General features: G+C 31.2%; 12 protein-coding genes. 8 read left to right on the forward strand and 4 right to left on the reverse strand.

Going from position 1 to position 18711, the window contains the following annotated elements; all coding sequences use genetic code 11:
• Nucleotides 1-333 precede the first annotated feature (333 nt).
• Complete coding sequence (locus tag EI427_RS00510; protein ID WP_126610685.1) at nt 334-735, reverse strand: hypothetical protein; 402 nt, start codon at nt 733-735, stop codon at nt 334-336.
• 643 nt (nt 736-1378) lie between these two features.
• Here EI427_RS00510 and EI427_RS00515 point away from each other — a divergent pair.
• Nucleotides 1379-2539: a transposase gene (locus EI427_RS00515; protein ID WP_170178352.1), complete on the forward strand. Its 1161-nt coding sequence runs from the start codon at nt 1379-1381 to the stop codon at nt 2537-2539.
• Nucleotides 2540-2644: 105 nt separating this feature from the next.
• Here the strand turns inward: EI427_RS00515 and EI427_RS00520 are convergent, their stop codons facing one another.
• A complete protein-coding gene (locus tag EI427_RS00520) occupies nt 2645-3958 on the reverse strand; it encodes a dihydrolipoamide acetyltransferase family protein (RefSeq protein WP_126610687.1) in 1314 nt (437 codons plus the stop codon).
• A 248-nt stretch (nt 3959-4206) separates the two neighbouring features.
• On the opposite strand from EI427_RS00520, the gene EI427_RS00525 reads away from it, so the two are divergent.
• The 6 genes from EI427_RS00525 to EI427_RS00545 all read left to right on the forward strand — a co-directional run bounded on the left by EI427_RS00525 (nt 4207) and on the right by EI427_RS00545 (nt 15158).
• Nucleotides 4207-6312 carry a tetratricopeptide repeat protein gene (locus EI427_RS00525; RefSeq protein ID WP_126610688.1) on the forward strand — a complete coding sequence of 702 codons (2106 nt, stop codon included), beginning with the start codon at nt 4207-4209 and terminating at the stop codon, nt 6310-6312.
• A gap of 2 nt (nt 6313-6314) precedes the next feature.
• Nucleotides 6315-7001: a YjjG family noncanonical pyrimidine nucleotidase gene (locus EI427_RS00530; RefSeq protein WP_126610689.1), complete on the forward strand. Its 687-nt coding sequence runs from the start codon at nt 6315-6317 to the stop codon at nt 6999-7001.
• Between the two features lie 41 nt (nt 7002-7042).
• The gene (locus tag EI427_RS00535; RefSeq protein ID WP_126610690.1) at nt 7043-10540 is read left to right on the forward strand and encodes a DEAD/DEAH box helicase; all 3498 of its coding nucleotides are present in this window, start codon (nt 7043-7045) and stop codon (nt 10538-10540) included.
• A 194-nt stretch (nt 10541-10734) separates the two neighbouring features.
• Entirely contained in the window at nt 10735-10875 is a 141-nt protein-coding gene (locus EI427_RS25820) for a hypothetical protein (RefSeq protein ID WP_155523266.1), read from the forward strand.
• A 227-nt stretch (nt 10876-11102) separates the two neighbouring features.
• A complete protein-coding gene (locus EI427_RS00540; RefSeq protein WP_126610691.1) occupies nt 11103-13007 on the forward strand; it encodes a glycoside hydrolase family 71/99 protein in 1905 nt (634 codons plus the stop codon).
• 258 nt (nt 13008-13265) lie between these two features.
• On the forward strand, nt 13266-15158 hold the full coding sequence (locus tag EI427_RS00545) for a glycoside hydrolase family 71/99 protein (RefSeq protein ID WP_126610692.1): 1893 nt from the start codon (nt 13266-13268) through the stop codon (nt 15156-15158).
• Between the two features lie 97 nt (nt 15159-15255).
• Here the strand turns inward: EI427_RS00545 and EI427_RS00550 are convergent, their stop codons facing one another.
• Together EI427_RS00550 and EI427_RS00555 are read right to left on the reverse strand one after the other, a co-directional pair.
• Nucleotides 15256-16458, reverse strand: a complete 1203-nt coding sequence (locus tag EI427_RS00550) for an aspartate aminotransferase family protein (RefSeq protein ID WP_126610693.1) — start codon at nt 16456-16458, stop codon at nt 15256-15258.
• A gap of 189 nt (nt 16459-16647) precedes the next feature.
• Nucleotides 16648-17010, reverse strand: coding sequence for a hypothetical protein (locus EI427_RS00555; RefSeq protein ID WP_126610694.1), 363 nt, complete (start codon nt 17008-17010; stop codon nt 16648-16650).
• Between the two features lie 196 nt (nt 17011-17206).
• Here EI427_RS00555 and EI427_RS00560 point away from each other — a divergent pair, with 196 nt between their 5' ends.
• Nucleotides 17207-18676, forward strand: coding sequence for a sialate O-acetylesterase (locus EI427_RS00560; RefSeq protein WP_126610695.1), 1470 nt, complete (start codon nt 17207-17209; stop codon nt 18674-18676).
• Nucleotides 18677-18711: the final 35 nt, after the last annotated feature.

An 18711-nucleotide genomic window follows, 5' to 3' on the forward strand; every position in this document is an offset into this window, starting at 1 on the left:
TTTATGGTAATCGTAATAAATACCACCTAGTGGACAGTTTTTGATAAAAAGTGTTCGGTTTACATTATAGTCGCATTTGTAGTGTTATAAACGTTCGTTTTTAGTCGTTTTAGATAGGCTAGATTTAGATGTTTTCTAATTATTAATAGGTGCTAGAAACTTAGAACAATTCGATATATCTTATGGAAATCAAAAAGTCTTTAAAATAGAAAAATACCAACAGAAAGGGTAAAGACCTTTTTAGTTAGTATTTATACTGAACCTTTAAAATAGAGCATAAAAAAAGGTGTTGACGAATTAACATCAACACCATTTAGCGTGAAATTATATTTATTACTTGTTATACAGTTTCAATAATTTTTTTTGTACAGCAGGGATATCATAATCACTGTCATTCATTCCTAAAAGGATAGACTGACGGTAAGCTTCCATTGCCATATTATTAGCACCATTAAGGGCTAGGTAATCACCTTTCAATTCGTAGTTTCTTGCATTTGGTGCAATTTCTAAAGCTGTATCTAACCAAACATAAGCTTCGCTTAAGTTTGTTCTTAACTCAATACATCTTTCTGCAGCATCAGCATATACAGTCCAATCATTTGCTGAAGCATTTTCTACACTATTACGAAGCTTAGTGATTTCGTTATCTTCATTATCTGTACTCGAAGCAAATACGCTTGTTAAAGAGAATAAAGTAACTAATGTGATTGCGAAGATGTTTCTAAGATTTTTCATGACCGTATATATTTAAATAATAAGAATGAAATTCGATTTTGATTACATTTCTACTAATACTAAATATGTGCCATTGTGGTTTAATTATTTGATTTACAGTGTATTGTAGTTTGTTTTTGGTATTTAAAGTGATGTTTGTACACTTTATTTGTTTCTAATTTGGACAGAATGTTCGTAAATGAACAGTTTAAGTTCTTTTTATCCAAATAATATTTTATTTAATGGTGTTTTGTAATATATATTCAGAATATATTAAATGTTTATTGTTGTTTTTTGTGTTTAATATTCTGTTTGGGGATTAGATTTATATTGTTGTTGAATTGAAAATATAGCCCTATTGTGTTTAAAACCTGTTTAGTTACTTTATTTGTAATTTTTCAATCTTTATTTATTGATTTAATAATTATGTAATTAAATCAGTTAGTTGTTTTGTGATTTTAGTAAAAAGTGTTCGGTTATGTGCTTTACTCTAAAAAAATGGATTTAGGTAGCCTATTTTTAATATTCAAAGCATTTTTACAATACTCCGTAGAGTTTTCATTCACATATAAAAAATGGTGATTCGTATATTAAGCTTACAAACAAATCATACGAGATCACCATGAGAAGTATCGAAACACTCCTATTACAAATATTCAAAAAAATGTCAGAGATAAACAAATGGCAACGCTCATTTTTAATAGATCATTTTACTACTTTGCTCTCTTTTATGGGGAAGAATAATTATATGAATTTAGCAAGGTATAGTAAATACAATGAAGGAAGTATTCGGTCTTGGTCTCAACGTACTTTTGATTATTTGACATTCAATATTCTTTTGATAGAATCACTATTCAAAGAATCTCGTATCATCGCTTTGGATCCGAGTTATATTTCTAAAAGTGGTAAAGCAACACCAGGAGTTAGTTATTTTTGGTCAGGTTGTGCAGGTGCTCAAAAATGGGGGTTAGAAATAACAGGACTTGCAAGTGTAGGTTTAGAAAGTAAAACAGCAATGCATTTATCAGCCCACCAAAGTATCCCTGATGGTAAAGGCTTTAATTTACTTTCGCATTGTGCTAATTTAGTAGTGAATAATAAGGAGAAATACTTAAAAATATCTGATACTGTTGTAGTTGATGGGTATTTCTCAAAATATACATTCGTGAACCCTGTGACAGAATCAGGTTTTAAGGTGGTTAGTAAATTTGCTAAAAATATCTATTTACGTTATAAGTATACAGGAAAACCAACAGGAAAAAAAGGACGTCCAAAGACTTTTGACGGACGTGTAAAGTTCCAGAAATTGAATATGAACCATTTCCAATTAGTGACGGCAGAAGAAAATATGAAAATATATGAAGCAATTGTTCACAGTAGAAGCTTAAAACGTTGGGTGAAATGTGTAGTGGTAATCACCGTACTTGATACTGGTAAAGAAAGAAGAGAAATACTTTTTTCTACAGATCTAACAATGGAAGCAGAAGAGGTTATAGAAAGTTATCGCTTACGTTTTCAAATTGAATTTTTGTATAGAGATGCCAAGCAATTTGTGGGGCTCAATTACGGGCAATCAAGAAGTGAAATAAAAATTCATAATCATGTAAATATGTCCTTAACAGCAGTATCAATTGCCAAGGCAATTCACTATTTTAACACGGATGTTATGGAGAAAAAAACATTTTCTTTGTCGAGTATTAAGACTCAGTATTTCAATAAGATGTACCTCGGAAAAATTATTACTTGTTTCGGAATTAATGCCGAAACGAACATTAATTCCGAACATATTACTCAATTGGAGAATTTTGGCTGTATAGCTGCTTAAAACTCTACGGAGTATTGTTTTTATACTTCAGCAAAAAAGTAAATAGATAAAAAAAGAGCCTTTAAAAATAAAGACTCTTCCTTTGAATAGTATGTATTGAACAGGTTAGATAGATAAATCTAAATCCCATTGTTCAAGTATATCAGCAACCTTTCTAACAAACATGCCGCCTAAAGCTCCATCAACAACTCTGTGGTCGTAAGAATGAGAGAAGTAAGCAAACTGTCTGATACCAATAACATCACCCTGAGGGGTCTCTATTACAGCTGGTTTTTTACGTATTGTACCTATTGCCATAATTGCCACTTGTGGCTGCATAATAATAGGAGTTCCAATAGTATTACCAAAAGAGCCAATATTAGAAACTGTATACGTTCCACCAGATAATTCTTCTGGTTTCAATTTGTTTTCTCTTGCTCTTGTTGATAGATCCTGAATTTTTAAAGCTAAACCACTTAAGCTTAAACGGTCAGCATTCCTAATTACAGGAACAATTAGATTACCATTTGGCATAGCTACTGCCATACCAATATTAATATCTTTCTTAACAATAATATTAGTGCCGTCTACTTGTACGTTTATCATAGGGTACTCCTTAATTGCTTTTGCAATAGCAGAGATAATGATAGGCATAAAAGTAAGGTTAGCACCTTCTTGTTTTTTAAATGCTTCTTTTGTTTTAGTTCTCCACAAAACAACATTTGTCAAGTCAGCTTCTACACAAGAAGTAACATGAGGAGCCGTTTGTTTCGATTGGACCATTCTGTCAGCAATCATCTTGCGTACACGATCCATTTCAATAACCTCATCGCCATTATCTAATGCTACTGCCGGAGGAGTAGTAGTTACTTTAGGAGCTGAAGAAATAGAAGGGTTAGAAGGTTTCTGAACTGTTGTTGCAGTTTTTTGAATAGGATTAGTAACACCGCTTTCAAGGAAATCTAACATATCCTTTTTCGTTACCCTTCCTTCTTTTCCTGTACCTGGAATACTATCCAACACCTCTTGCGAAATGCCTTCTTTTTTAGCAATATTTCTAACTAGAGGAGAGTAGAATCTATTTCCACTTTTCGCACTAATTTCGTTTGTATTATCTGTATTATTAGCATGTACAATAGTATTCTCTACTGCACTATTTGTAGTAGTTACTTTTGCTTCTGTTTCAGCATTATCCTCACCTGCAATTTCTACAATTGCAATGGCAGCTCCAATCTGAACAACATCGTCTTTAGTAACTAATATTTTCTTTATTATTCCTTCTACAGTAGCAGGTACTTCTGTATCTACTTTATCCGTTGCTACTTCAACAACCGATTCATCTAATGTAATAGAATCGCCTTCTTCTTTAAGCCATTCTAAAACTGTAGCTTCCATAACACCTTCTCCCATTGCTGGAAGAACCATTTCTACTTGTGCCATATTGTATTTATTGAATTATAAATCGAAGACCAATGGTATATCAATTTTGTGCAAAGGTAATAAAAGACTTCTTAATAAATTAGTGTCCATCCTACGCATAAATGATATTTATCATGTAATTAAGAATAATACATGTTAATATTTCTTAGAAAATACATTTTATGTATTTAATCTCCTAAATCTTTTAATAGCTTGAAGCAAAATTTGAAAATCTTCTATTCGGTTACCTACTACAAAAGTCAATAAAGTTGAGTGTTTCATTTATAGTACTTCTCTTTTTATTTGGTCCATCAGATAGTTTAACTACTGTATTAAGCGATACAGTTATTATAGATCAGCAGTTGGAACAGTTTTACTCACATTACAAACAAAGAAGTGACAGTGCAGCCTATTTTGCAAAAGAAGCATTACGTCTTTCAAACCAAATTAATGATATAAGCAGAGCAGGAAAATCGGCTCATTATTTAGGTGTTTATTATCATGGTTTAAATATAAATTATGACAGTGCTCAGAAATACTATCTACTTGCTACAGACCCTGGTAGAACTCCCTATGAATTATGTATGACGTATACTAACCTTGGTAATATTTACCATAATATGCAGTATGAAAAAACAGCAATGCGTAATTTAATTTTGGCTGAAAAATATGCTTTAGAAGCTAAGAGTAATTCAAAACTAAGTAATATCTATACCCTAATAGGAAGTATACTTTTAGGTACAAAACAGTACGATAGAGCAATTAGTTATTATAATAAAGCATATAACCTTGCTTTAGAAGATGATAAGCCCAAAAGGCAATCAAATGCAGTTAATAATATTGGTATTGTTTATAAGGAAAAGCAAGCGTACGGAAAATCAATTAAATATTTTAAACAGAGTTATTTAATAAGGCAACAACATGGTACGCCAAAACATTTATTAGAATCCTGTATTAATATTGCAGATAGCTATTTGGAGTATGATAAATTAGATTCTGCTAAGACGTATATTAACCTTGCTCAAAAATTATATACTGAAAATAAGATAGATAGCTGGTCTTCAGAGTTTTTGATCTTAAAAGCACATTTTTATAAAAAGATAAAAAAATATACTAAAGCAGAGAAGCTTTATAAAGAAGGTTTAGCCATTGCAGAAGAAAGAAAAAGTTTAAAAGATCAAACAATAGCCAAAAAGGGATTAGCTGATATTTATACAAAAACACATCAGTATAGAAAAGCCAATATTCAGTTATCTAGTTTTCTAGAAATTGATGAGAAAGCGGACAGTATTAAGGCGAGTATAGAAGTAGCTGATATTCTTTTAGGTTTTGAAGTCGGTAAAACAGAAGACGAAAATAAAGCCTTAAAACTAGCAGCAGAGCAGACAAAGCAACTATTACTCTACCAAAGAACACTATTATTTATATCGTCATTAAGTTTAATTTTATTGATAATACTAATTAGTTACCTCAATAAATCGTTTAGAAAATCTAAAATTTTAAACTTAGAATTAGAAGATAGTTTAGGTATTGTTAACCATCAGAAAAAAGAAATAGAAAAAAAGAATACAGATTTATCAATCGCTTTAGAAGTAGTGAATGTACAGAAAGAACAGCTCACTTCTACAAATAATAAATTGCATGAAAGTATTCGTTATGCTAAAGGATTACAATCATCAATGCTTCCTTCTAAAGATAAGTTGGATGAACTCTTAGGGGATCATTTTATATTCTTTAAACCCAAAGACCAAGTATCAGGAGATTTTTATTGGGTATATGAGGTAGATAACATTAAGTATGTAGTCTGTGCAGATTGTACTGGACATGGTGTACCAGGTGCTTTTTTATCTGTTCTTGGTGTAGCAAGTTTAGAATATATCATAAATATTGAAGGTGTAAGAAAGCCATCTGAAATCTTATATAAAATTAATAATAGGTTTATTGCCCTTTTAAAAGATTTATCAAATTATATTCAAGACGGAATGGATATTTCTGTGGTTGCTTACCATTTAGATAAAGAGGAAATTGAATTTAGTGGTGCAAGAGCAAAAGTTTATTTAAAACAAGACAATAGCTTAAAACTCTTCAATACTGTAAAAAAAGCAGTAGGAGAAGAACAGAATACAACTTTTACAGATACTATTGTTAAAGTAAAAGAAGGAGATACATTGTATTTATCTACAGATGGTTTTAAAGACCAATTTGGTGGGAAAAAAGGGAAAAAATTAATGCATAAAAACTTTAAAATATTATTGGATGAAATATCTGAAATGGATACAAACCAACAATATAAGGTTATACGAAATTCATTTAATGAGTGGAAAGGTTCTTATGATCAAGTAGATGATGTATTAGTGATAGGTATAAAGATATAAGTATGAATAAAGATACAGTTGAACATATATTTTTTGATTTAGACCACACATTGTGGGATTTTGAAAAAAACTCTGAAGAAACACTTACTCACCTTTTCCATAAATATGGTATTGGAGATGGAAATGTAGCACTTCAAGATTTCTTATCAGCATATAGAAAAGCAAACTTTGAACTATGGGAATTGTATAATTTTAGTAAAGTGACAAAAGAAGAAATTCGAGATAGACGCTTTCCTATGACTTTTACAACGATTGGTTTAGACCCAACTACCACTCCTCCAACAATAGGGCAAGAATACTTAGAAATATGCCCAAGAAAACCCAATTTAATACCGGGTACTAGAGAATTACTATCTTCTTTAGAAGGAAAATATACTATGCATATTTTATCAAATGGTTTTGATGCTACGCAAGCTGTAAAGCTAGAAACTACAGGTATAGGTCAGTATTTTTCTACAGTGGTTACCTCAGAATCTTGCGGACATAAAAAACCATCTGCAGAAATTTTTGATTTTGCATTGCAACAAGCAGGAGCATCAAAAGAAAATTCTATTATGATAGGAGATAACCCTATAACAGATATTAAAGGAGCAAAAGAATACGGTTTACCAACAATTTATTTTGGTACAGAAACTACTGTTGCAGATATAGAAATAGATAATCTACTATTAATTTTAGAGCATTTATAAATGATCTTAATATCTTTGTAATAAAATTAGAATAAACATTTATGGCAAGGATTGTATACGGTAAAACATGGTGGGGAAAGCAATGGTTAAATGCTTTAACTGATATAGATTGGAGCAATAGGTTACCCAGAGGAAAAACGTATGCAAATAAAGGTGCAGTAGAAAAATTAGATCATTCTACCACTAAAATAACGTCTACTGTAGAAGGCTCTTACCATAATTGGTATAAGCAAAAAATAGAACTTATACCTTTTACTAAAAAGGAAAAAGAAACGCTAGTTCAACATCTATTAGAGAATGAACTTGTGGTTGTAAAATTACTTTCTGGACAGATGAGCCAATCTGTAGAAAAAGTACTAGAATCCTTAGAAATTTCTTTATTTCCTGCTTCTTGGAATGATTTATCAATGCATTGTAATTGCCCAGATATGGCCGTTCCTTGCAAGCACCTTGCTGCTGTAATATATGTTCTCACACAAGAAGTTGATAAAAACCCGTTTTTACTTTTTGAGTGGAAAGGGCTCGATTTAAAAAAAGAACTTGCAAAAGCAACAGGCATTACTAGTTTATCTTCGGATCCAATAATAGATATCAATTTATTATTAAGTGATACTGCCAATACCACAGTTACATCTACTACAGAAAATATAGATTTTTCTAAAATAACTCCACTTACCACTTCCTTATTTTCTTTATTAGCTGATGCACCTTTATTCTGTACCGCAAATTTTAAAGAACTACTTCAAAAACTTTACTTAAAAGTGAAACGAAATGCCTTAAAAGGTAGTGTTACTTTGGAACGAAATGAGGTATTAATCAATAAGTTGAAAAATACGGAAGAGTTATATCTAATTCTTGATCTACAACTTCAATTATGGGATTGTTTTTCGTACGAAGAGGAAAGTTATATTTCATTTTTTAATGGAAGAAAAGCAACTGCCTCTGATGTTATTGAGCTTATAGAAGTACTTTCTGATGATGAACTTGTAGAAATGCCCACTTTTGTACGTCAGTTAAAAGAGATTTCTATTTTTTGTAATCAATTGATGGAAAAGGGAGCATTTGTTCCAAGGCTTTTAAAGAATGAAGAAGTCTACTTTATTGAGTGGGTACCTGCTAGTTTTGAAAAATCTGTTAGCGATTTAATCAAACAGTTTACCGCAGCTATTGAGCTCGATAAACTAATTGTGAAAACTAATGAGGGAATGCGTTTTCTGCCAGCAGAAGAAGTTGTCAATAATTTATGCCATCTTTTTATTCAACATGAAATAGAAAAAATATCGGCAGGGTTTATCACTCCAGAAGAAGAAATTTCTAATTTGTTTTTTGAAGGATTACCAAATTCTTTCCAGCAAGTTGGTAAAACAGAAGTACCTAAAAATATTCAGCATTGGTTAAAGGTGTTTTCTATTACGCACAAAGAGTTTGTACCTGCAATTCAGTTATTAGAAGAAGAGGAACATTACTTTGTACGTGTCGTAATTACAACAAAAGAGAATACAGAAGCACCAATTTCATTGCCTGTTTTTTGGAATGATATAGCTTATAGTAGTTATAAATATGATGTTTTACAGGATTTACAGATTATTGCAGCACAATATCCAGATTTAGAAACGCATATTTTTTCTAAAGGTAAGCAGCCATTAATGTATGATAAGGAAGAAATTGTAACCGTTCTATTCGAAATTTTTCCAGTAATAGAACTTTTAGGTATTTCCTTGTTAATGCCAAAAGCTTTAAAGAAACTTATTCAACCCTCATTGTCTATTCGAGCAGCAGTAGAAGGTGTTCCAGATGAGGGAGAGAAAAGTTTTATGGGTATACAACAATTATTAGTATTTGATTGGGATGTTGTAATTGGTGATTTATCCATTTCTAAAGAAGAATTTTTAGCTAAATATGCAGACCTATCGGGTATTGTAAAAGTTAAAAATGAGTACATACATTTTGATAAAGCAGCAATTCTAGAATTATTAAAGGAAATTGATACTCCTCCTAAATTTAAACCACATCAAATGACCCAAGCTCTTTTCTCTGAAGAAATTGAAGGGAAGAGTTTAACCTTTACAGATGAGTTAAAGGACTACATAAAAGAGTTAACATTAGATAGAAATGTACTTTTACCAGCGGCATTAAAAGCTACCTTAAGACCTTATCAGGAAAAAGGTTTTAAATGGATGTACAAAAATACTAAAGTTGGTTTTGGTAGCCTCATTGCAGACGATATGGGGTTAGGAAAAACATTGCAGGTAATTACGTTATTATTAAAATTAAAAGAAGAAGGAGCTTTAGAAAAGAAAAAAGCATTGGTAATTGTACCTACAAGTTTACTAACCAATTGGCAAAAAGAAATAATTAGGTTTGCTCCAGGTCTAAATGCCTCGGTATTTCATGGAACGAATAGAAAATTAGAAAAGGAATTTGATGTTCTTATAACAACGTACGGATTAGCGAGAACAGAAGAGAAAGCCCTAAAAAAAATAAAGTGGGGAGTAATGGTAATTGATGAAGCACAGAATATCAAGAACCCAAGTGCCCAACAGACTAAAATAATTAAAAGTATTAAAGCTGATACCTATATAGGTATGAGTGGTACTCCTGTAGAAAATAGGTTATCTGAATATTGGAGTGTGATGGATTTTGTAAATAAAGGATATCTAGGTACTTTATCTAATTTCACTAAGACGATAGCACAACCTATTCAAAAATCAAGAGATTTTGAAGTACTTGATTATTTTAAAAGAATTACGCAACCCTTTATATTAAGGAGATTAAAGACTGATAAATCTATTATATCTGATTTACCAGATAAGATTGAGAAAAACCAATACATTAATTTATCACCTGCCCAAACAGTTATTTATAAGGAACTAGTAGATAGTGCCATGAAAGAAATTGCTGAAAATGATGGGAAAGCTAAAAAAGGATTGGTTTTAAAAATGATGATGGGATTGAAACAAATTTGTAATCATCCTCAATTATTTTTAAAAGACCCCGTTTTACCTGCAGAAGATTCAACGAAAGTAAACCGCCTTTTTGAAGTTCTAGATCAAGTAAGAGAAAAGGGTGAAAAAGTACTGATATTTACACAATATAAACTTATGGGTACTTTATTACAAGAATGGATTGAACAGCGATACGGAAAGAAACCCCTCTTTTTACATGGTGGTAACTCTAGAAAAGAAAGGGATAAGATGGTAGATCAGTTCCAGACAATGCGTACTGAAAACATTTTTCTACTGTCTTTAAAAGCGGCAGGTACAGGTTTAAATCTTACGCAGGCAAACCATGTGGTACATTTTGATTTATGGTGGAACCCTGCTGTAGAAGCACAAGCAACAGATAGAGCATATAGAATTGGACAAAAGAAGAATGTTATTGTGCACAGAATGTTATGTAAAGGTACAATTGAAGAGAAAATTGATGTGATGCTTCAACATAAAAAAGAACTTTCTGACATGTCTATTGCTGAAGGAGAAACGTGGATTGGTAATCTAAATGATGATCAATTGAGAGAAATGGTTCATTTAGAGGGGTAAATGAATAATATAGGGTAAGGGAAATATTTTGAAAGTTGAATATTTGTTCACCTGAGTTCAGAAATAGTATCAAATTGTCATTTTTTTAGCAAGCAATTAATTTTTGCTATTATTTGATCAATTTTTAGCCTCACATCTGTGTTAGGAGTACTAGATTGCGGAAGTAATATAAATACTTATTTAATTTTTTGATTATGACTGCAACACAAAACATCCAGACAAAAGAGCAAGCTCTAGCTACAATTATCAATAACAATCTTAAAAAGAAAAAATGGAACAAGGCATCTAAATGGTTGAAAGAGCAAATGCTACAATGGGAAATTGAAAATGTTTAAACCATTCTTTAATACAATGAAAATCACCTTTTAAAATTTAAATTTTAAAAGGTGATTTTTTATATATAAGTACTTTTTTGACCTCTATAAATACTAATTTGTTGAATGTGCTTAAAAAGGATATCATTTTAGTAATGTTACTCTATCTTGAAAATGGATTCTTCCAGAGATGATGTGAACTACTATTAAAGTGAACCATAATTCTAATTATTAGCACAACAAATAAAATGAAACAATTTTTAAGATTACTTACTCTAGTGTTGTTACACTTATGTTTTAGTACTACTACTACTACTTTTGCACAAACAGATTTAAGCTTACCTCTTTTTAATAAAAAGCTGGTAATGGCAAGAAATCAACCCCTCTATAATTTTAGTAGAGATTTAGGGCTGCTGAGAGCCATGAAATACGATAAGCTACAAGGAAATGATTTAGATAGTTTAAATGGTAGGTATAGAACATATACTCCAATGGTGTCTGAAATGTCAAACCCAATGTCTTTAGAAGAGTCTGTAGAATATGAAATGCGAGCAGCAAAAGAAATGGGTATAGATGGTTTTAAATTTATATTCTACGTTACAGGTAATCGCTATTATTTAGACAAATTTGTAAAAGTTATTAATGCTTATTTTAAAGTAGCAAATAAAGAAAATATCGATTTTAAATTTTCATTGGTTTTAATTAATCAAAAAAATAAATCTTTTGATGAAAATGAAATAAAAAGGTTATTAGTTTACCGCATTTCGGAATTATTTAGCTCAACAGATTTGTCAGACAATTGGTTAAAAACACCTGATGGAAGAATTACCCTTTTTACATCAAAACCAGAACTTATCATAAAAGACTTCTGGAAATTTAAAGGACCTAAAGAATATATTAACGACCCATCAAAAATAAAGCGTATAGCAGCTGCTTATATGGATGTAGAAACAGGTGTGGGAGAAAAAATTGCTTTTATTTACAATACTTCATTTCCAGGTAGCCAAATATTTACGAATCAAATTTTAGATTATTTTCCTGCAGTTTCTGCAAATATTTATGCTCAAGTATTTCAACCTAATATAAAATCTTTGCAGAAAGTATGTAAGAAAAGAGGTAGAGTATATATACAAGAAGTTTTTACAGATCAAGTTGGGTCACAACTTATGGTGAAAGAAACTGGTAAAAAAATTAATGAAAACTCGTCTTTATCAAAAGAGGTTTCATATAAAAATACTATGCTACTTGTACCCTCAATTAAACAAACAACTTCTTACAGAAACTTATTAGAAGAGTCAATCAATAGAGGTGCAGACTTTATCAGTTTGTCATCTTGGAATTGTTATGATGAAGGTTCTCAAGTTTCTCCAGAAGTACATCATGGCTTTAGCTATGGTATTTTATTAAAGTATTATAAGGAAATTTGGCAAAAAGGAAAAAGTGCTTCAATAAAAGAAACAGCTATGGTTTCATACAAGCAATATTCTAAAGCTTCAATGGCATCTGGAGGTATTGAATTGAGAAAAGGTATGGAGTATTCTCCTTTTGAAGAACTAGATAGTATAGAAGTAATTACTATTTTAAATGCTAAGGCAGATATTTATTGTAATGGAAATTATTTAGGAGCAGGAAAAGTGGGTATTAATGTAAACTATGCTCCTTTAGAAATGGGAATTGTAAAGGTTTCTGTAAAAAGAGGTGGATCTACTATTCTAAAAATAGAAACAGTAAAACCAATTGTAAAATCACCAACAAGAACAGATTGGCAAACGAATAGTTATTCAACTCAAGATCACGTAATGTTAAATGTAATGCAGAACTTGATTTTAGATAAAGAGATGGAAAACATGAAGAGAAGGTTTTTGATTGATGCTAGCCAACAGTCTTTGTGGAGATTAGCTGCCCATGAAAAGTTTACTACAAATATTAAAAATATTCAGAAATATGGCGATCAGCCGGAAAAATATCAGCAACTAGCATTAAAATCTAAGAAGGAATATAGAGCATCCGTTGAAAAAATTCTTACTGAATTTGATTACAAGGTGTGGATAGATATGGAAGATGAAGCAGAGAAAAATGTTGGTATTACAGATCTAAATGCACCTTTACTAGGTACTGTTATAGAAGAGTACAATGTATTGGAAGCAAACTAATATTTGTTGTGTGATTCAGGTTGTAGAGACTATCCATTTAATAGTTTAGTCTCAAATTTTTTAGATAGGAAGTTGATATTCTCAGCTTCCTATTTTTTATGTTTATAAATTTCATTGTGTTATTTAAAAAGTATCATAAAACGGTTTTGTGTTCTTTTTTGAGAGTATATTATCCATTATAAATGACTACAGGTTATAGATTGCATCATTGTTATACTAATTAACTACTACTTTAATAACTCAAAAAAACAGAAAATAATGAAAAAACTACTACACTTATTTTTATTTCTTTTTTTCTCATTATCAATCGTTGCTCAACCTAACAATAGCGAATTAGACTTACCTCTTTTTAGTAAAAAACTTGTAATTGCAGAATGCCAACCAGTATATAACTTTAGTAGAGATTTAGGGCTTCTTTCAGAAATGAAATACGAAGGGTTACAAGGTAAAGATATCGATAAACTAAGAGGGAAATACAAAACGTATACCCCAATGGTATCAGAAATGTTTAATCCGATGTCTCTTGAAGAGTCTGTAGCATTCGAAATGTTGACAGCAAAATCAATGGGTATTGATGGCTTTAAATTCACCATTTTCGTAAATGGAAATAAACATTATATAGATAAGTTTGTAAAGGTAATAGAGACCTATTTTAAAGTAGCAAAAGAACGAGAAATAGATTTTAAATTTACTTTAAATTTAATGTTTTATAAACAGAAAAGCGTTCCATCATCTCAGCTTAAAAAAGTAGCTACAGACCGTTTATTAGAAATGTTTGAAAAGACAGATCATTCAGAACATTGGTTAAAGTCTCCTGATGGAAGAGTAGTAATTTTTACTTTAAGCCCTGAATGTATAATCAAAGAAGGAATGAGTGCTAATAATGTTGATTTTTATTTAAATAACCCTAACATTATTAAAAAGATAGCGAAAGAGTTTGAAGAGATTCGTTTAAATGTAAGAGAGAAAATTGCATTTGTGTATTCTACATCTTATCCTGAAAATGGAACATACACAAATATGATCTTAGATTATTTCCCTGCTGTATCTACCATAACTTATAGTCAGGCATATAATGAAAGAATTGAACGTGTTAGAGAAATTTGTAAAGAGAGAAATAGACCATTTATTCAAGAAGTAATGGCAGATCATTTAGGTACTCAATTATTTTCTAAACAGACCGGTAAATCAATTAAATCTAATTCTCAGAAAGCAAAGGAAATAAGCCATGAGGATACTTATGTTCTTGGGCAGAATTTCAAATTAACGTCTACATACAGAGATTTATTAAGTAAGGCTGTAGAAAGAGATGCATCTTTAATAATGCTATCTTCTTGGAATAAGTATTCGTCAGGTTCTCATATTTCACCAGAGGTGCACCATGGTTTTAGTTATGGTATTTTATTAAAATATTATAAAGACTTATGGTACAACCAGAATCCTGTAAATAATGAAATTGCAATTGTATCTTTTAAGCAATATAGCATTAATCAGATGGGCTATGGGGGTATTGAGGTAAGACCAACTATAGAGTTTAAACCGTTAATAGAAAGTGATAGTATTGAAGTTATTTCAATTTTAAAAGAGCCTGCAGATATTTATTGTAACGGACATTATTTAGGTAAAGGAAAGGCAGGGTTAAATGTACATTATGCTCCATTAAAAACAGGAGAAGTTAAAGTACAGGTAAAACGCAAAAAAGCAGTTGTATTGAGGCTTATTACTGAAAAAGAAATAATTGAAAGTCCGAGAAGAACAGATTGGTTAACAAATAGCTATTCTACACAAGATGATAAGTTGAGTAGAGCATTTCAGAATATCATTTTAGATCAAGAAATGGACAACATGAGAAGAAGGTTTTTATTAGATGATAAACAACAAATGATGTGGCGTTTAGCAGCGAGTACAAAGTTTACTACAAATATTAAAAACATTCAAAAGTATGGAGATCAACCTAAAAAAATAGTTGATCTAAAAAATAAGACAAAAAGAGAATATAGAGAGGTTATAAGTGATATTTTATCCGAATTTGATTATGAAGTTTGGGTAGATATGGAAGAAGAAGCAGAAAAAAACGAGGGTATAACAAATTTATTTGCTCCAATGCAAGGTGTTGTATTAGAAGAGTACAATGTGTTGGAAGCCAACTAAAATTAGTTGTTGTGTGAGTACTAGAGAAGCAATAAGTTGTTTCTAATTTAGGTGTTGAAACAGGAAGTTGATTGCTCGACTTCCTGTTTTTTTTAGTTTAAATATGACTATCAATAGCTTCTAAAATAATTTTACAAGCTGTATCAATTTCATTATCTGAAATAGTTAAAGGAGGAGCTATTCTAAACGCATACGGCGTAGAAAGAAACCAATATGTAATAACACCCTTGTCAATACAAGTAGTAACGACGTTGTTTACAAGCTCAAAGTTTTCCATATCTATGGCAAACATTAACCCTTTTCGTCTAATTTCTTTAATAGCAGGATGTCCTTTTAATTGATCTTCTATTCGCTGCCCTTTACGTTCAACATCTTCAATAATTTTATCATCAATTAATGTATTGATAACAGCGTTAGATGCAGCACAACAAACAGGATGGCCTCCAAAAGTAGTAATATGTCCTAAAATTGGATCATGAGATAACACCTTCATTTTATCAGCAGAAGAAATAAAGCAGCCCATTGCCATACCTCCAGCCATGCCTTTAGCAATAGTTAAAATATCTGGAACTACATCAAAATGTTCGAAAGCAAAGAACTTCCCTGTTCGTCCGAACCCTGTCTGAATTTCATCAAAAATTAATTGAGCACCTACTTCATCACAACGTTTGCGGAGTGCTTTCATATAATTTACTGATGGTATTCTTACACCGGCATCTCCTTGTATTGGCTCAACAATTACACCGGCAGTACGCTCTGTAATTTGTTGTAAATCTGCTTCAACATTAAATTCAATAAAACGGACATCAGGCAACAAAGGACGGAATGCATTTTTCTTTATTTCATTACCAGATACACTTAAAGAGCCATGTGTATTACCATGGTAGGATTTCTTAAAGCTCACAAGTTCTGTCCTTCCCGTATATCTTTTGGCAAGCTTTAAAGCAGCCTCGTTCGCTTCTGTACCAGAGTTGACAAAATAAGTACTATTTAATGTGCTTGGTAGTACAGATAAAAGACTTTTAGTTAATTCAATTTGAGGTTTCTGTACCATCTCACCATACACCATCACAAATAAATATTTATCTACTTGGTCTTTAATTGCTTTTATAATTTTAGGATGACCATGCCCCAAATTATTTACAGCAATACCAGAAATTAGATCCATATATGCTTTACCATTAGTATCATACATATATACACCTTTTGCATAATCTATCTCAATACCTAAAGGATAAGGTGATGTCTGAGCTTGATGCTCAAAAAAGATATCTCTATTTGATTTGTTACTAATATCCATAAGATATAATCTATATTTTTAGGTAGGTTGCAGAGTACAATCCTACTATTTGATCTGTATTTATATGCAAAGTTAAGCAACCGATAAAGATTTATATAGAGAATAGTGTTATGACATTTAAATAGTTGGCAATAAAAAAGAGTAGCTAACGCATTAACTACTCTCTTACCTATTGAATTAAAAATGAAGTTATTTTACTTCCTTCATTTTTGGTTGAAGCTCTTTTACAAATGCATAGTATTCTTTTTGATTGACTTTTGATTCAATCAAAATCATTTTGCTATACTTTTTGTTGATGACTTTGAGTTGAGCTTTTGCTTCTTCAGGTGTGATCTCGTTACTTTTTTTAGCTTTAAAAACAACCTGAGCCTCATCCATCTGAGATAATTTAATCTCGTAGACTTTTGTTTCTACCTCTTTAGATAAGCTGAATTCTTGAGCAAATTCAGTTGCAAAAAAAGCTGATTTCTTTTGCTTTCCGTTTTTCTTTTGTTGTCCGAAGGCAGTAAGCGTAGTCAATACTGCAAATAAAATAATGAAGTACTTTTTCATATAAGTAGTTTTAAATAAATATTGAAATGATGTTTGTTGATCACTTCTTGAGTAGTCTGTAATCTAAATATATTACAAAAAAATCTCAGAATGTTGTTAGTGCGTCTTTTGTTGATATAAATCAGTCTTTTCATGACCTATTTTGAGCATTGTACTTTTACCAAGTTCCTGATAACTATTTTAGTATTCCCTATATATGAAAAAAGTATTTTTTATAATTATTGAGATTGAAATGAAAGCAAAATTATTATCTACCGTATTAGCATTATTAATAGCAACTATCTCCTTCGGACAAACTAAAGTGGGGAGTATGTTTACTGATCATATGGTTTTACAACAACAATCTAATGTTAAGATTTGGGGAGTTGATAAACCAAAAACTAAAGTTACAGTTTCGGGAAGCTGGGGTGAAGACATTATTACCAAAACATCTAAAGAAGGAAAATGGACAGTAGAACTACCAACTCCAAAAGGTAGTTTTACGCCTTATATAGTTACTGTTGTCGGATCTTCAGAAATACATCTATCAGATGTGCTTATTGGAGAAGTTTGGTTAGCGTCTGGTCAATCAAATATGCAAATGCCGCTAAAAGGTAATAAGAACCAACCAATAATAGGAAGTGCAGAAATGATATTAGAGGCAAGTAAACCAAATCATATACGGTTATTTACTGTTAAGCCATCTTATGGTATAAAAACACAAAATAGTTTAGAAGGAGAGTGGAAAGTAGCCACATCTTTAACAGCTAGAAATTTTAGTGCAGTAGCTTATTTCTTTGGAAAAAACATTGCAGACTATATTAATGTACCCGTGGGTTTAATTAATTCTTCTAGGGGAGCAACACAGGCCGAATGTTGGATGAGTGAAAAAACACTAGCTACAGTAAGTAAAAAGAAAGTACCTGAGGATAATGCGTTAATTCCAACAAAAGATACAGGGTTAACGCCATCTGTATTTTATAACCATATGATTTATCCATTGGTAGGCTATTCTATTAAAGGAGTAATATGGTATCAAGGTGAATCAAATAAAATGGAGGCGGCACAATATACAAAGGTATTAAGTGCTTTAATCAATAGTTGGAGAGCAGAATGGAACCAAGGTGATTTTCCATTTTATCAAGTAGAAATTGCTCCTTTCATTTATAAAAAAGGAGGAGATGCAGCAGCAAGATTGAGAGAAAATCAATTTAAAGTAACTACTCATGTTAAAAATACAGGCATTGTATCTACGGTAGATTTAGGAGACTTACATTATATACATCCTCCTAGAAAAAAAGAAGTTGGAGATAGATTAGCACTATTGGCATTAGCAAATGACTATGACTTTAAAGGAATTGATGCTGTAGGTCCGTCTTTTAAAGAATTTTCTATTAATGGTGATAAGGTAAAAGTTTCTTTTAAAGATGCTCCCAATGGAATTACATCTTTTAGTAAAGAAATAACAGGATTTGAAATAGCAGGAGAAGACCAAGTTTTTTATCCGGCAACAGCAAGAATAAATAATAAAAAAGTAGCAGTTGTTGTAACGTCTGATAAAGTAACAAAGCCTGTAGCAATTAGATATGCATTTAAGAATTTCTCTAAAGCAAACTTATATGGAGTATCGGGTTTACCTGTTTTTCCCTTTAGAACAGATAACTGGGAAAGTAGAAAAGAGAATTAAAGTCGTTTTTTAATATTAAATGGTTAATATCTAAC

It is taken from the genome of Flammeovirga pectinis, assembly GCF_003970675.1.
Classification (GTDB): domain Bacteria; phylum Bacteroidota; class Bacteroidia; order Cytophagales; family Flammeovirgaceae; genus Flammeovirga; species Flammeovirga pectinis.

Coding starts and splice junctions, on each gene's coding strand:
- EI427_RS00510 (WP_126610685.1), bottom strand. CDS start 735: ATGAAAAATCTTAGAAACATCTTCGCAATCACATTAGTTACTTTATTC.
- EI427_RS00515 (WP_170178352.1), top strand. CDS start 1,379: ATGTCAGAGATAAACAAATGGCAACGCTCATTTTTAATAGATCATTTT.
- EI427_RS00520 (WP_126610687.1), bottom strand. CDS start 3,958: ATGGCACAAGTAGAAATGGTTCTTCCAGCAATGGGAGAAGGTGTTATG.
- EI427_RS00530 (WP_126610689.1), top strand. CDS start 6,315: ATGAATAAAGATACAGTTGAACATATATTTTTTGATTTAGACCACACA.
- EI427_RS00535 (WP_126610690.1), top strand. CDS start 7,043: ATGGCAAGGATTGTATACGGTAAAACATGGTGGGGAAAGCAATGGTTA.
- EI427_RS25820 (WP_155523266.1), top strand. CDS start 10,735: ATGACTGCAACACAAAACATCCAGACAAAAGAGCAAGCTCTAGCTACA.
- EI427_RS00540 (WP_126610691.1), top strand. CDS start 11,103: ATGAAACAATTTTTAAGATTACTTACTCTAGTGTTGTTACACTTATGT.
- EI427_RS00545 (WP_126610692.1), top strand. CDS start 13,266: ATGAAAAAACTACTACACTTATTTTTATTTCTTTTTTTCTCATTATCA.
- EI427_RS00550 (WP_126610693.1), bottom strand. CDS start 16,458: ATGGATATTAGTAACAAATCAAATAGAGATATCTTTTTTGAGCATCAA.
- EI427_RS00555 (WP_126610694.1), bottom strand. CDS start 17,010: ATGAAAAAGTACTTCATTATTTTATTTGCAGTATTGACTACGCTTACT.
- EI427_RS00560 (WP_126610695.1), top strand. CDS start 17,207: ATGAAAAAAGTATTTTTTATAATTATTGAGATTGAAATGAAAGCAAAA.